Origin of the sequence: Synechococcus sp. KORDI-49, from assembly GCF_000737575.1 — a bacterium.
Taxonomy (GTDB): Bacteria; Cyanobacteriota; Cyanobacteriia; order PCC-6307; family Cyanobiaceae; genus Parasynechococcus.
On the sequence record NZ_CP006270.1, the window covers coordinates 2,153,096 to 2,170,269 of the forward strand.

Annotated in this window: 1 protein-coding gene (cut by both window edges); it reads right to left on the minus strand. The window is 44.2% G+C overall.

The whole window is internal to a tandem-95 repeat protein gene (locus KR49_RS10920) on the minus strand: the coding sequence, 33,897 nt in all, runs 12,450 nt past the left edge and 4,273 nt past the right edge, and what appears here is coding positions 4,274-21,447 — codons 1,425 (partial) to 7,149 (complete); reading right to left, the first codon wholly in view occupies positions 17,170 to 17,172. Both the start codon and the stop codon lie outside the window.

Here is a 17,174-nt window from a genome sequence, read left to right on the forward strand (position 1 = left end):
TCTCAGAAAGTCGAATTCGATGGTTTGTGCTCTGCCGCCTTCAACTGTGATTGCTTTTTGATCGCTTCCTGTTGTGTTACTTGGCGTTAGATGAGAGCCGATATTCAAAGGTATATGGATACGGGGTTTCTCATTAACAAAGCGACCAAGAAATGCCCCCCATTCGCTGCTGCTTTCAGTTTCAATTTTCGCATTCTCAATGTCGGTGGGCAGAGAATTGAAGCGTCTTGAGTAGATGGAATCTCCACCACCTACAGGTGGTTTCGTGTATGAAAGATTGTCGATACCCCAGGATTCATCAGTTATCGATTGGTTCAGTGTTGAACTAAATCCTAATTTGAGCGTCTCCATCTCTGGTGGAGTGGTGATTGAGACTCGGTACTTCTGATCAACCCATCCACTAAATACAGTATTTGCCATACTGCCATATGGCTCAATTGTGTATGTGTATTTTGAGCCATCATCAATGATGGTGGTTCCTGTCGTGGCATCTTTTGTCGTATTATACTGGAACTGTTCTGAAATAATTTTATCATCTCCAGCCCAAACATTGAATTTTTCATTATCCCAAGAATCTATACGAAGGAACTCAAATTCAATTGTTTGTGCTTTTCCTCCCAGTGGTATTTCCACGCGTGTGGTGGGATTCTTATCGCCCTCTGCACCTTCATTTCCATAACGTCCAAGGAAAGCGCCCCATGCATTACTACTCTCTGATTCAACTTTGGCATTTTCGAAGTCTGCGGGTTGTGCATTGAAGCCCCTTTGATACTCATTTTCCAGGACGTAGTTCAGCGTCTTCTCAATCAAGAGTGTTTCCGATACGGATGAGTCGTATATGCTTGCAGTGTCAAAGATTGCTTGTGTGGTGATATCTGAAGCGTCCGGGTTATCGAGTGCTACAGGGATGATCAGTGGTGCTGGATCATTCGTCTGATTGGCGTAGTAGGCGTCAACAGAGACATCTTGATCGGGGACATATGTCCAGGTGAATGTGTTTGAGACCTGATTTCCTTTTTCTGATTCACCCAGGAAACTCATTGATGGGACTAAGACACGTGTTTCTGGCCAGTCTTGCGTAAATGTGATCTCCACATTTTCTGTTGTCTTTTTATCCTTGTCGTCTGTTACCTCAACCGTGAATATATCGCCGCCGTAGAAATCGGGTTTCGTTGGTGTGTAGGTCCAGCTTACTGATGCTGCCTGAGGGTTATCGCTATCACGCTGAATATCGCCTAGCTCAACAACGCCATGGCTTGGCTGACCATTGTCGACGATCGTTATTGTTTTTGTAGCACCGCTATTACCGGTTAGACCATCTGTGTCGGTTATTTCTAAGGTCGTTCTGAGTTGCCCTGGTTGAGACTCACTACCTTGTGATGTCGTGCCACGTAGGCCAGATGTGATGATCGTAGGATCATTCCCTTCTGCAACGGTAAAATTGTATACATAGTCCGATGTTCCCCCTTTAGCATCTGTTGCTCTCACCGTGAATACATCTTCACCATGAAAATCGGTGTTTGGTTCATATTGCCAGATACCAGTTTCTTGATTGAGCATCTCCACCGTTCCGTTTTCAGCTTGAACCTCGATGTTGTACTTCAGCTCACCATCTACATCTGTCGCATAGACTATTCCTGTTATTATTGTATCTTCTGAGGCAGGTGTGAGTTCAGTAATTGCCCACCCTGTTGCGTCATCATCCACGGCATTAATTGATATCTGTATATCTTTAATGGTTACTTCTCCTAATTGGTCTAGGACAGCGATTGTGAATTTATCCTCACCATTAAAATTATCGTCTGGCGTGTATGTGTAGTTTGTTGTGCCGGAGTTAACGGTGATAGATGTGTCAATACTTGTTATTGATCCATAGCGTGGCTTGTTGATGACGTCCACCTGTTCAAGTCCGTCTACATCATTTACAGACAGTTCTCCTTCGAATGCTTTGTCCTCATCAACAGTTGCAGCGATATTTCCGGAAATTGTTGCTGCATCATTGACTGGTTTGACGTTGATGTTAATAGCGTGTGTTGTTATGTTTCCTTCCTTATCATTGATCTGCAACGTAAAGTAGTCGTCACCTGCGAAGTTCTCGTCGGGTGTATAGGTCCAAGAATTGTCAGATCTGTTGACACTGGCAGTGCCATATCCAGCTGCTTTTTTAATTAAATATGTATTCTCATCGTCGCCAATTCCTTCGCTATCGTTAAGGCTGATTTCATTTTTGCTTGCTCCCGAATCTTCATTGATTTCTAGGGATGTTGTACTTGTTATCTCTGTGGGATCATCGGCGCTTGCCTGTGCATCGGGATAACGAATCAAATTAACAACTTGGCTTGTCAATCCACCTTGATCATCAGTTACCTCGATGGTAAAGCTTAGATTGCCTTCGATATTATCTGATGAAGTATCAGGTTTGTACTCCCATTCAACGCTTGCGGTGTTCGGGTTATCAATTGTTCCTTTGACTGGATTTTTCAGGGTTAAATTAGTGAGGACTGGTTCCACCTGGTTAATGGTTAGATTTGTCAGCCCATCTGCATCTTGAATCTCGATATTTCCAGTCAGATTACTATCTTCTTTACCATAAATCGTTACGTCATCGTCTTGCAATGTTGCTTCCTTATCGATATGGTAGAAGTTTAAATTAATGACTTGGTCTGTTTCGTTCCCTTGGCTGTCTGTAATCGTAACTGTGAAATCATCACTGTCTGTTGGTTCGGTGGGAGTATATGACCATATATTGCCATTGACTCCAATTTCTCCCTTTTCTGATGTGTAGCTAGTCGAGTTAAAACCTAAACTTGGATTGTAAGTACTATCTGTGTCATCAGCATCTGTTCCTTCATAGATCCCTTGAATCATTTTATATCCGGTATCATTTGTGTTTCGTTCTCCCTTTTCTGCTGATGCATAAATCCCTGAGCTTACATATGGCTCATCATCGATGCTGGTAATGTTGACAGTGATGACCTGATCCTGAGTAAAGCCAGCATCATCAGTGACGACCACAGTGAATTGATCATCACCGTACATATTGTCCTGTGGTGTATAGTTCCACTCAGCGATTAGGTTGCCACTGACGTCCTTGCCCTTCAAAGCGATAGTGGCTTCCCCTTTTTGTGGCCTGTTTGATTCGGCTGATGAGATCGCAACAATCGAACCATTTGTCAGCCCGTCAATATCGCTGAGAGTGATAACTCCTTTTATCTGATTGTCTTCATTTACCGTCGATGTGATTTCTCCCGAAATTTGTGTAACATCATTTTGTGCGATGATTTTCACGCTTATTGTTTCGTAGGCAATTCCGCCATTGTCATCGGTGATCGAGATTTCAAAGGAATCTTCGCCACTGAAGTTTTCATTTGGCTCATAAGTCCACTTTAACGAGGCTGGATTGTTCGGAATCTGTTGTACAATCTCAGCCCTCCCATTGCTTGGCTGACTGTAGATTTGGAAGATTGTGTAGTCTGTGCCTTCACTATCTTTTCCGGTCAATCCGTCTGGATCGTTCACCACCAGTGTGCCGTTGATGGGATCAACTGCATCCTCATTACCTGAGCCTGTGTTGCCCGAGTCAACAACTGGTAGGAAGCTACTTGTTGTTGCGGAACCTTGGTCGGGTCTTAACGTTGTCTGATAAGTGGCTGCGTTGACAGTGCGTAAACCACCGGAGAATTCTCCATTTTCGACCGTAATATCGTTGATTGTAAAATCGCTTGTTGACTCAGAAAGTGTGAATGTGAGGTTGATAAAGGGATCAGAGCTAGTTTGCCCAGAATCGACTTGCTCAGAGCTGATATTGACTGTCGGTTGAGTGACATTATTTTCGACTTCTATCGTTATATCTTCCAGCCGGTTCCTTTGGTAAGATTCATCTGTTATCGGGGTGTAAAGGCTACTTTCTGTATATTTGAGTTTGTATTCTTCTTCGGCTTGGATACTCTTATCAAGTTTTAATGCGACAACATGTGGATACCCTGGTTTCGGGAAAGTAACTGATTCGATGTTGATCGTTGATGGTCCGTCTAGAATTTGGAATGATTTTGGGTTCGTTATATCAGATCCAGTATCATAATTCGGATCTTGATACAGTCGTTCGTTGAACACTACCAGTATGTTGTTTCCAAGTGCATCTGTATAGACTCTTTCAATCGTTGGCTTTATTTTGTCGTCATCAAAATCGGTTGTTGGAATATATATTTCGTATGGGTTCCAATCCCTGTAGACTGAATTTTGTGCGCGGCTTATATCCGTAGATCCTGATGCTGCGTTGGAGTTGCTGTTGGTTTCATTTAGTTTCTCGCTCTCTTCTTCACTTTGTTGGCGAGAGGTTACTGCTGTACTGGTGAGTGAATCGTTTTCGATGGCCAATGCTAAGTCTTTGTATGGCTGCCAGAGAATCAATTCACTTTCAACCTTTGTAGCCACAATAGTTTGACTATCATACGTTAATGTTGCATCACTGACAGATGGTGCATCTTGCTTATAGATCAGTCGTATTGCATCGTTGGCAGCATTTGCTTCGATTACAAACGGTAATGATGGATATTTTCCGTCACTCTGTATTGAACTGATGAGTTCATTGAGTATTACATCGTCAGATGCTGAATCGTTTTGCGATGTTGATTTGGTGATTGTTATCCCTTTACTTTCTAACGTGTACTCTTTGTCTGATCCCAACCGGATGCTCAGTTCATGAACTCCATTCGGATGCTCTACCGGTACTAACCCACCATTATCTTCGTTTTCGTTTTTAATGGACAGGAAGAAATCTGTTGTCTCGCTTTCGTCAAAGTTAAGTGGGAGTGTTATGGCATTGATATCCAGGCCTTTGGCATTTAACCCACGTATTGTTGTTGTACCATAATCAATTAAGCCCTGCCCTTTATCCGCGGCATCTCTGACATCTTGTTCGATGTTCGAAGTTTTGAGCGGTATGTTGATAAGGTCTATTTCTTGAACGATGGTTGCAGTCGTTACTCCATCGATGACTTGGTCCACCTTGGACAAATGTGCCGTCGCCAAAAGTTCTTCACCCTTGTAGAATTCAAGTGAATAACTTTGATCATTGGAGTTAATTGTGTCAAATGGTGTGTTGTGATCGCCACCAACTAACGTGATGGCATTTTTGATGCTCATAATATTTGTTTCCTTCGCTGTTGTTGTAGCATCTGTCGGAATACCTTTGATTGACAGGTTTTTGGTTGTTTCTTCATCCAGGTTGTAAAAACCTGTTTGCAGTTTGCTTAGGTACTGATTCATCGCATATGTATAGTCTTTCTCTTCTCCTTCCGGATCCGCTACACTCGCATCCGCTCTCCAGAAGTGCGGCAACCATGCACTTTGCCCTTGATGTGGGCCTTCGAAATCGATACTCTCTCTGAGAAGCAATTCGAGCACTTCCCTTAAGTCTTCGCTTAGGTCTTGATCTGTATTCAGGTCTCCAGCCTTTAGATTGCTGATCAGTTGTTGGTCACCCGTTCCACTGTTTCTTCCAAGAATATCATTGGCTGTGTAGTGCTGTTGCAGTTCAACTGCGTTGTTATTGGCTTCTATGGTTCCAGCTAGACTGTCATCAAATTCAAGGAAGTAGAAATAGTCTTGATCGTATCTAAACGTTAATGGGTTGTCGTTATAGTTTCCTCCGCCCATGAACTCCCATTCACTTTCCAGCTTTGCAAGGCTCTCATCCATGGCTGAGCTAGACCCTGTATCCAGGTAGGATGACTGGATGAACACATCACTTGTTTCGTTCGGATTGACGTACCAATATTTGGCCAGTTCTGCACGTTCTGCCTGAGTTAACTCATTGTTTTCAACAACAGCGTTCGTGTCTTTATCAGCAATTAAACTACGATCTATCCTGTAAAAACTGTATGAAAGATCAAGGTCTGAGCTTGATGGAGCGATTTCAATCAGACCATTAACCGTTAAATAGTTTGCATCTGGATCTCCGTCCATCATCTCGTTTAACTGTGCAAGATGTGGATCAAGGCTGACGAGATCTCTGTTGAGATCAAATAGATTGCTGTATGAATCCCAGAAGATCAGTTGCTGCTCACTGCTGATCGTGCTGTAATCAGATCCACTCCAAGCTCGATGCGCGGCTATATCCATGCCTTCGGCAAGCCGTAATGGCCTCTCAGGGAATGGATTGCTCGGATCGATCCCTAGTCCGCGATCCGCGAATGACGCGTCTCCGTCGGAGCTTTCATAATGTCCGAATTGTAGTTTTGTTCCATTCATTCCATGCGGTAACTCCTCCCTAAATACGGCTGAGCCTGAGGGGATAAATAACATCTGACTGTCAATCATATTTGTGATCGCAACATCGAGTCGACCATCAAGATCAATATCGCCCCAAGCCGCTTGTAAGACATGGCTTGATGGGTCATCTTCTAACGTACTCCATGTCGTGTTGATTTCAGATTCCCAATTTTCTGGTGTGGCTTCATAGAAATCGATCCCACTTCTGTTCAGTAAAAGTTCAACAGTTTCTTCTCTCTGGAATTCTTCATTGGTACGAATTCCAGCTACGATCAGATCTAGGTAGCCATCATTGTTCCAATCACCCCATTCTGCTGAATGGACTCTTTCAAAAGCCGGTAGATCAAATGAGCTTGTAAATTGATGGTCGCCATTGTCGTCGACTTCGTTGATCAATATTTGTGATTCTCCATTACCCATTTCGTCGAAGCTGTAGACCAATAAATCCAGATCACCATCGTTATCGATGTCCCCCCACTTTGTGCTGCCCTCCCAGTTTCGAGTTATTCCTGTATATAAATCTCGATCCAGTACTGGTACCAGAAGATCATTCGCTCCCAGGATATCCATCGCTGTGATGGTGGTTCCTGTGCGCAGATTGGCAACGTCAATGATTTCAAATGGTTGATTGGCTTGTGCCCATTCGAGACTTACGGAGTGATCACCAGCATTTTGTTCATAGGTGGCCTGAATTGGAGAATCTCCCGCTGCGGTCAGCGTTGTTTCTTGCTCGTGAGGTGCATCGTTTTTGTAGCTCAGTTCAATTCGTCCCTTGGTGGTATTGCTTTGAATTGTGAAAGGGAGTGATATATACCCATCCGCTTGTTTCAGTGCGTTAACCAACTCGTTTAAATTTGTCTGATCTGATGTTGTCGCTGCAATGCTACTTATACCGTCTGTGAGTACATATTCTGTTAATGCTTTTGCTGTAACCGGGAGATAATGGATTTTGTTGTCGGCTGAATCCATCCACCTCAGTTCTATGTCTACTGCACGTTCAGCCTTCAGCTCTAAAAGTTCATCTTCGCTGGTTATCTTTTCATTGTCGACAAACAACTCCCATGAATCATCTCTCCCGCTGTCTGTCGTTACTCTGAATCGATAATCTCCTTGTTCATCAGGCACAATTTCGCCAGTCCAGCGTGCGGATAGACCAGATGTTGCTTCGCTAAGGCTGCCATCTGGTAGATAGTAACCCCAATCAAAGTCAACATTTGAATCCACTCTATTGAGGTATTTTACTTCAAATTTATCACCATAGTAGTAAGTTGCATTTAGTCCATATTGCCTGATTGCACTGATGGAGCCTTGACCTGTTCCATCCTCATAGAAATAGTCTTCAATCGTTAGATCGTCTGTTGTATTTAGAATTCCGTCTGCGTTGATATCAATGATCAGATCATTATTGCCGGACCTTCCGCTCCCATTCCCACGTGCCATCCCGATCGCGCCATCTTGCGGTCCGTCGAGGCTCAGTGTGGATGGGAGTTGCAGGCGGAGTTCATCCTCTGAACCAGTTAGGCCTCCACTGTCACGTATGACAGTTCCTCCTTGCCCGTGGACCAGCCAGCCCACACTTTCATCGGCTGCTGCCCGCTTGTAGAGAACTTGGTCAGGAATAAATCCAAGCTCTACATATTTATCCCACTGAACCTCTCCTTGCCAGCGTGTTGGATCAGCCCATAGACGGAATTTCTCCCAGCTGATCAACTCGCCCTCTCGTTCAATTGGTTGAAGGCTGTCTGGATCTCCTCCCATGGCCTGGAAGGCTTCTTTCAGAGTGAGTGTCGGTGTTAGCAAGCTATAAAGATCATCCCCTGTTCCACCTTCGAGAAGGTCTGCTCCTCCACCGCCTTCTAGGACGTCTGACCCTTCGTCACCATACAATCTGTCTGCACCAGTACCGCCGTGCAGGGTGTCTTTTCCGCGTCCTCCAATCATTATGTCGTTCCCACTTAATCCCCTTACAATGTTATTTTGGTTGTCTCCAATCAAGGTATCTCCATATTTGCTGCCAGTAATATTCTCAACTTGGCTGATGACAGTATTAACGCTTTCCAGTACTGATTGACTGCTCAGATTATCTGGTTCGAGTATTGCAATTGCTTTGGCAAATCCATTCAACCAAACGATCAGATCACCCTGGTGACCTGCTTTGATCCCTGTCTCTATGAGATCGTCAATAACATTCTGATCGAACAGCGTTTGTGTTAGTGCCGCTCTGACGTCATCAGTGATTGGGGTTGCAACCGGATCCGTTGATTCTGTTGCCTCTGCCGCTTTGACGGCACTATCCTCAGCCGCCACGCCTGCCATCAACGTGGTTAACTGATCAGTTCCAGTCAGCAACAACCGTGCTGCATCGCGAGCAAGACTTGCATCGGCCACGCTTGTGCCAGGAAGGATCACTACGGTTGTTGCCAGTTTGTCTTCTGCCTGACTTCCATCAATGGCCCCAAATGATTTGACATCCGTGATATTTACTTTAAGTTTTCCAAGATCGATTAAACGTTCCGATTCTGCAAGTTGTGCTGCTTCAGCAACAGACATCGTTGCGCGTGGCGCTACACCCATTCTTCGCAGCAACTGTTCCACTGCTTCTCGCGATTCTGAGTCTAATTTTCTGACTTCAGTGGTTCTATCCAGAAGTTTTGCTTCCCCCTCATCAATCGTTTCTTGAACTGCAAATTGGCCTTCAGCAGTTATTGACGCTTGACCACCTTCAGAGTCTTTGTCTTTATAAATGACCTCTAGTTGATCCTCTGTTTCATTGAGTTGTACCGTAAAGTCTAGTTTTCCATATCCGTCAGCATCTCGAATCAACTCGACGATATCATCAATAGAGGTGGCATCTTCTGCTGTAATTACTTCATCATCTGTTGCCTTGAGCGTGGCACGATCTTCTGGCTCAATACCTTCTTTGTAAACCAGTTTAATGGAATCACCATCATTATCTGCATAAATAGTGAATTCAAGATCTCCATAGACGCTTTGGTCTTTCAACTTGCTGACGAGTTCTGCTAGATCTGTGTGATCCGAGGTTGTTGTACTAATGCTCTGCTTGCCATCGCTTAATGTGTATGTTGTAGACGGCTTGGTTTCTACTGGTATGACATAGTCCTCACCTGTTTTGATTGTTATTTTGTTTTGCCCATCGCTGAGCTCATAGGTTGTTGATGCCTCTGGCATCACATTGATGTAGTGGTAGCTTCTCTCGGGTGTGAGTAGTAATGGATTTGATGCTGTGCTATCAAATATTTCTGGTACAGGTATTTTACCATTCTCTCCAAAGATATTTTCAACGAAACTTCTAACACTTGTTGATGGATCCAGTCGTAAATATCCGCTGCTGACAAGATCTTCTGCAATCTCTCGTAAATCTCCACTTAACTCATTCAACGTGAGTTCGGGATTGATCAGTGTCGCATCTCCTCCCTCTGCTGGAAGCACAACGACAGGCGATACATGCCAGCTGAGGTTTACAACAACTCCGGCTTGATCCTCTGCATAACTTGCCGTGTCAAATCCAGATCCGGCTTCCAGCCAGTCCGCTCCTGGGCCACCTTCCAGCGTATCGTTGTTAAACCCACCGTATAGCTCATCCTCACCAGGGCCACCGGAAAGAATATTTTCACCCCTTAAGCCGTGGATTGTGTCATTTCCTTCCTGACCAAGCAGTCGATCTGTATAGCTGTTGACATCACTTCCATAAATCACATCATTACCTGTTCCACCATCAAGGTAGACAACTGGTATCGGTGCAAGACGTGTACTTCCAAACAAGGTATCATTGCCATCTCCTCCTGTGAGGATTCCAAATCTTTCTGGCAGTTCCTCAAATTCGGATGATAACCATTCACCGAGTAGTGATTTGTTGAATGGCAATGTGTATGCATCAGACGGTTGTAAGTGGTCATCTGTATCAGTACCATGATTGGTGACGATGAATCTTAGTTGCTGTCTTGATTCATCATCACTATCGACCATACGGATTCGTCCTTCATTGAAGGACGTTTCGAAATGTAAGAGGTCTTGATCTATGCCTTCAATGATTACAACTAGTTCTGGCTGCTTCTCTCCTTCAACAATTGAATTGATTCTCAGAAGGGATCCTCTTAGATCAAAATCCCTTAACTCCTGGATGACATAACTGTGTGATATGTCTCTGCCATACGAATCTTTGATTGGTTGGCTTAAGTATCTTTCGGCTGCTAACTCATTGCTTCCCTTGTCGGCTGCAATGATCAGATCGCCGCTGGCAGCGTCTTTTGGATACAGAACCTGATCCCATACAAAGCTTGCTTCTTCGGGTTCATGCAGCACCAGTGTGTCCATGAATGGGTTGAAGTCCCTAATGACGACGATGTTTGCGTGGTCATCACTATTCGCTGATCCAAGATCCTCCCTATAGAAGAAGCCGTGTCGGTCACCGATTCGGAATTCATCCGATAAGGCTGTTCCTTGCATGACATTGACGATGTCTGCATCTGTAAAATTATTGATCTCAGCGCTCCACTCAGCCAAGACAGGATCTGCTGTTAGTAGTTGACTTCTGTATGCAATCTTCGAAAACTCTTGGTCTGCAATGATTCTTGCCATCGCGGCATCAGCACTCGTACCAAGTGCCTCTAGATAGCTCTCTAGATTGTTGATGCCGTATGTTGCGAGAGTAGCTTCATTAATTCCTTCAAGCTGTTTTTCGCTGTAGTTTTGTATTTCATTCACCCCGCTACGCTTATGATCAATGGCGAATAGTTCTAGCTCGTAAATTCCATCTATATCTTTTGAGTCAATGTTGTTATCATTATTGGTATCTCCTCTGATTGCAGTGAGTTCACTGGCATCGAAGTTATAGTCAAATTCGGCCCACCTCGGATCATTGCTGTTGGGCACAAACAGAGCATTTTCAAAGGTGATATCTCCAGTGACTCGAACATTGCCATTGTGAGTTGGTTCTAATCGGTTATTCCGATAAATCATTGTGATTGGATTACCACCACCTTGACCATCGGCTTGTGTATTTTCATCGGCTGGTAGTGCAAAGAAATCTTCGCCTGTTAGCAAGAGATCGATATCTCCATCACCATCAATATCCCCACTATCAATGGTTCCATTCGCTACACCATAGAGTTCGATACCTGTATCCTTATAAATTGGTGTCTCTCCATCGATGTTGGTGATGTTGTGATCATCAGCTGTACCTGCATATAGGTAGATATTTGTTTGTGGTACCGCCAGGTTCTGACCTGTAGCGTCTCTTCTTGTTGCCGTAGAGAATCCAGTTAAAACCAGATCATTTGCAATGACTTCTTCATTTCCATTCTGCTCACTAGTCGCGTTGTTTACTCCATCGGCGTCGAACAGATGAATATCACCTTTGTATATTCCTGTTGGTGACAATTCTTCCTCTTCAATTATGTTATATCCATCCTCCCCGAGTTCTTGTTCATCGTTCCATATCATTGGAGTCAATACCTTCCATTGCTCATCGTTGATGTTATTGATCATTAGACCTAGCAATGGATCTGCCTTTTTTGGATTTGTTGCCTCTCCAGCATTGCCTGCAATGAAGAATCCAAAACCATCAATGCTTTCTTCTCTTTGTGTTTGTGATGTAAGGCCTTCACTTGTGCTGTTAATCCAGAGAGTACTCACATCGCTCAATGCATTACTTGGCTGATCTCCTCGCGCTGTTGTTACTTCGTTTACTTTGTCGGACAGCTCAATTGTCTTTATATTTTCTCTTTCGACTTTTAGGACTTGGTCGGCTTTTTGATATTTCTCCACATACTTAAGATTGTCAATTCCCCACGATTCATCACTGATTGACTGGTCAAGTGTCGAACTAAAGCCTAACTCAATTGTTTCTAATCCATCGGGGATTGTAATTGTGATATTATATTTCTGATCGCTCCATTCGTTGAATACGGTATTTGCAAGCGTTTCGTATGGTGTAATTGTATACTCGTACTTTGCTCCATTGATTGTCGTTGTTCCTGATTTCTTTTCTTTTGTACCGTTATTTGTGAATGTCTCCGATATTATTTTTGTATCACCAGACCAAACATTGAACGTTTCTCCATCCCATGAATCGATTCTTAAAAAATCAAATTCGATGGTCTGTGATTTTCCACCTAATTGAATTGTTGTACTTGTTGTTGGAGATGCGTCTCCCGATGTTCCTTCGTTGCCATAGCGACCAAGGAATGCCCCCCATGCACTACTATCCTCGGTTTCAGTTTTTGCATTTTCAAATTCCGCTGTTTGATCATTGAATTCAATAGAGTGTTTAATGTTGTTTAATGTTTCGCCTGATAGGATTATGTTGATGCTCGAATCATGACTTTGCTTGCCTGCATTTGTATGCGTAATTAAATAATCAGCATTGTCTATTATTGTCTCTGGCTTTGTTGTCTGGATGTTCTCGTCTAGCACGTCTTTCCATCTGTAATTACCAAGCAGAATGTCTATGTTTCCGTTATCGTGCTCTATAAAACTCAAGTGAGCGCCATTCTGGCTTAGTTCGTAATTATCAGTGTCGCCGGTTTTTGTGATTTGCTCAAGAATAATTTCTTTCCGTTCTATTTCTTTGACGTCGCTTACTTCGTTCTCCCCCGAGCCTGATTCTGTTTGTGTCACTTCAAGTGTGTATGACCACATCTTGACCTCTTCGTTCTGATAACCAACATGCAGTAGTTGATGCTGAATTCTTCCATCACTATCACTAATTTTTTTCAGATGGAAGCTTGGCTTCTCCAATGCTTTTAATCCATTTTTATATTGATTGTCTCGAGTATCCCCATCCACCGATGGTGATGATGCAGACGCGACACCCATTGTTAAGTCTGTGATTTCTCTGAAGCCTGTGCCAGCTTCGTCAAAGCGTGCCGTTCCATCACCATCAAGGTCTTCTGATTTTGTTGTGTTCAGATACATTGCTGTACCTGGAATCCTTTCGTTGACTGATACCAGCACCTGGGCTGTTGAGGCTTCGCTGACTGGCTCGCCAGCATAAAATAGTTGTTCTAATAAATCCCATCCACCCGCATCGACAATTTCACCCAAATTATCTATTTGTTCAGAACCTTCGACGTTGGTTAATGTGAGTGAGTCAAATGGGATTGTTGGATATCCACCTTCTTCAAGTCTTAGCCCCGCGTAGTATCGATAACCGTTGGTGTGTGTAGTTCCACTGCCTACATGCCACTCAAATCTATCATCACTTCCATAGTCACTTGGAATGGTAATTGGTTGATAGTAGTGCCGCCATTCCAAGCCGCCTAGCTCCACTGGTTTCAGTTCAGTTGCTTCTCCAAGACCTTTATCCGTATTAACATCATTCGATGTACCAACCGTTGTGGCAAAGAAGAAAGTATCTTCACCGTTATAAGTCTCACTTGTTGCATACCATCCGCTCATTACATATGTTTTCCCACCAACTATTTCACCTCCGAGCTCAAGTTGAAACTTTGTTTGATTTCCATTTTGTTGTAATACATACTTCGAGTTTGTCGGATTTTCTATTTCCGCTATCTTGTTGATTCCTGATTCTAGTTGCGCCAAGCCACCAGTATTTTGGTATAGATACAGTGCAGAGCCACCTGCTTTTTCATAGTAATCAATTTCAATATCGTAGTATTCACCTTCTGTTAAGTCAGGCACTGTAAATGTATCCCATGTTGGCGCATGATCATTCCAACGGTTCACATATCGTGTTCCATTCACACTCACTCGAACTCCATCGTCACTGAGAACCCAGAATCGATTACTGCCTTGCGCAAATGCCTTGACACGTCCACGAACCTTGACGGAGAAATAATCTCCATCTCCATTGTGACTTTCGTCGTAGCTGTCATTGATGGCGACCGTTGTGAGATACTCAGTGTTTCTTAGCCAGTTTTTATTTGTACCTTCGTATAGATCGATTCGTGCACCTTCGCCTGTGTTAATAGCCGGTACACTGCCATTTTCAGCCGCGAGATCGAGCGTGTTTTCTGAAAAGTCTCCGCCAATAATGAGATTTTCACTGCGCTCGCTTGATCCTGCCAATGGCAGCTCAAGTTTCCCATCCTCATTCCAATCCATCCAATAAACATTGTCGCTATATGTATAAGCGTTTGACGTTGGAGATGGAACTGTATAGATAGGAGCTGTTGCTGTTGATCCATATGGGTATTCGAATGGATTTTCTTTGACTAGAACCTCCGGTTGTTCAGCACTCAGAATGAGCTCATTCTGGTATGCAGGGAGTACTCCGCCTGGATCTCTGACCTGGATCGCGGCAGCCCCAAATTGAGGGTTGATTCCCAGTCGTTCATCAATCAAACTTTCAGCCGTTATTGCTGTTTCGTTATTTCCTATTGTCACCGTTGCATTTTTTGCATTGATTGTTGGTGTTGCTTTCGCACTGTTGGTAGCAACGATGCTTCCTGTACCTGTGTCAGCTGATATTGTGAACGTTAAATCACTGTATCTCTCAGCATTCCGTAGGTCGGTTACTAGCTCCTCCAACGAATTGGACTTAGCCGTCGTGGTTACTGTTGTTTGTCCATCGGTCAATGTATAGATAGTTCCAGTGACTGGTGTTGCTATTTCTGCGTTGTTGAGCTGGTAGCTTGTTGAGTCTAGTGCTGCCCCCCAAAGCTTCAAATCCCGATTGATTCGTTCTTCTGTTGTCGTTCCTCCTGCAAGAATTAGTTCAAGCCCATTACTTGGATTGTTGTCGAGATCGAACCACGCACCACGCCCATGGTTAACACCAAGCAGTCCGTAATCTCTCCAATCTTTCCATGTACCGCTGGCTTCACCTTCATCATTCAGTGTTTCGACGTATCGAATCGCGGCTTCAATTGATGCAATATCAGCGGCACCATTGGCATCTCTTGCTAACCCTTCTGGGATCGTGATTCTTTCCTCAGGTGAATAAGCTGCTTTTCCAGGATCCACAATAAGTCGATCAGGGGGTATATTCTCCTCATCAATATTGTGTCTCCCAATTGCATCTTCAGCAACGTTGATGAAGCGACTTAGGATCTGGTCTGTATCTCTATCAACAATCGACATCACACCAACTCGTTCAGTACTCCCTGTTTCATTGGGCCATCCTGGGATTGGTTGATTACCTGCATAAGACGAAGTCAATGCCTCCCAGGCGATTCTCTTCTCTTCGTTGGTTATGATCTTTGTTGGGTTGTCGATATTTTGTTCGTTGCGTGCGATATATTGGGTAACAATGTTGAGCATCTGCTCCTCGCCAAGATCAATGATGAGTTGATCTAGTAGCGCTTCTGGTGTCCATTTTTGCCATTTCAAATCAATGGATCCAAAGCTCAGTCCATCTGTTAGGGAGATGACATCAGTGCTAACTGCATTGACATTGACCTCGTAGTCAATGCTTGAGCTGTAGGTCGTTTCGATATCACCATTTTCATTTTCCTTTTCTTCTTTGGTGATCACTTCTGTTGCGGCTAAGTCTAATGTGTAAAGCTCGCCATTCACTGATCCTGTTGTAGCTTGACTGACGACATTTCGAGTCGTCCCATCATGCTCACCCGCATAGAAGTTCCAGACGATGTCTGTACCTGTCCCAGGGGCCAGCTCATAAACAACACCATCGGTACTACGCCGGTTTAGTGTGAAGTGTTTGCCTGAGTGGATACCTGCATTGTCACCATCGGTCGCTTGTGCTTCCAACGTCAATACCACGCCTTCAAGTGCTTTCCTGAGATCACCATCCGTTGAGATGGCATCCCATGTCACCATGAGATCAGTTAGTACGGTATCAGTTTCTGCTTCTTGCCTCAGCAAGCCAACCTCTTTATCTCCGTTGTCATTCGTTTTTGCGTTAATAGCATCTACTTCGGCGAGAAGTGTGGTTAGATCGGTTTTAAGATCCTCTGAGTTCACGGGTCTGAGGCGATGCCCAACCAGAACATCAGAGTTGATACCACCCACGAGTCTGTCAAAACCCAGGCTCCGAATATCAGTTGGTAGATTGATCAATTTGAATACATACTCTTTTATTTCTTCAATTCGCTCACGTGTTGACAAGGTCGAGCTGGCTGCATATGGCATTGCTATGTCACCTACCAGATCTTTTATTTCGGGTATGGCTCCTTCTGTAACTTTGTCTGCATAATCACCCCCCTCACCGGCGTAGAGAATATCTTCTCCAAGAGCACCAAAGGCAGTGTCACTTCCATACCCACCAGCCAGCACATCTCGTCCTGCATAGGTTTGCCCTGGGCTGGCCATCGTGAGCAGCATCGGATCATCGGAGTCGTCGCCTACCAATTTGTCGTTGCCATCTCCACCAGCTAAGAGGTCATCTCCGATAGCACCCCATAGTTCATCATTGCCTTTGCCACCTTCCAGTGCATCGTTTCCATCTAGGAACTGTTCCAACAGATTCATGGTGGCTGCGTATCCCTTCAGGATGTCGTTTCCGGTACCGCCCAGCAGAACATCTGAGCCAACACCACCCTCTAGGAGATCTGGACCGTGTCCGCCGAGGAGCCAGTCATCTCCTTGTTCGCCTTGCAATCGGTCTTCATCTCCATAGACATCTGACGGATCATCAGCCAGCAGCCGTAACAATTCCCATTGTGCAGGCGTGATCCCATTCCAATCTGTCGTGCTATCACCGTCGTATTCAGCACCTTTGTCATTCGCTGTGATGGCTGATCCGAATGCCACCTCAAGCAAACTCCGCATGTCGACGATGTAGTCGAGTCTCTTTTCGATTGGCTTGTCAGCGTCAACGAAATCGCTGATATTTTCTTCGCCTGTGTATTTCTTGATTTCGTTCCGAACCTCTTCACTCTCGAAATATAGATTCAGTGTTTCTGGGTCATCGGCATACTCTGTGATGAGATATTCTTGCACTTCAGGTAGCATGATGC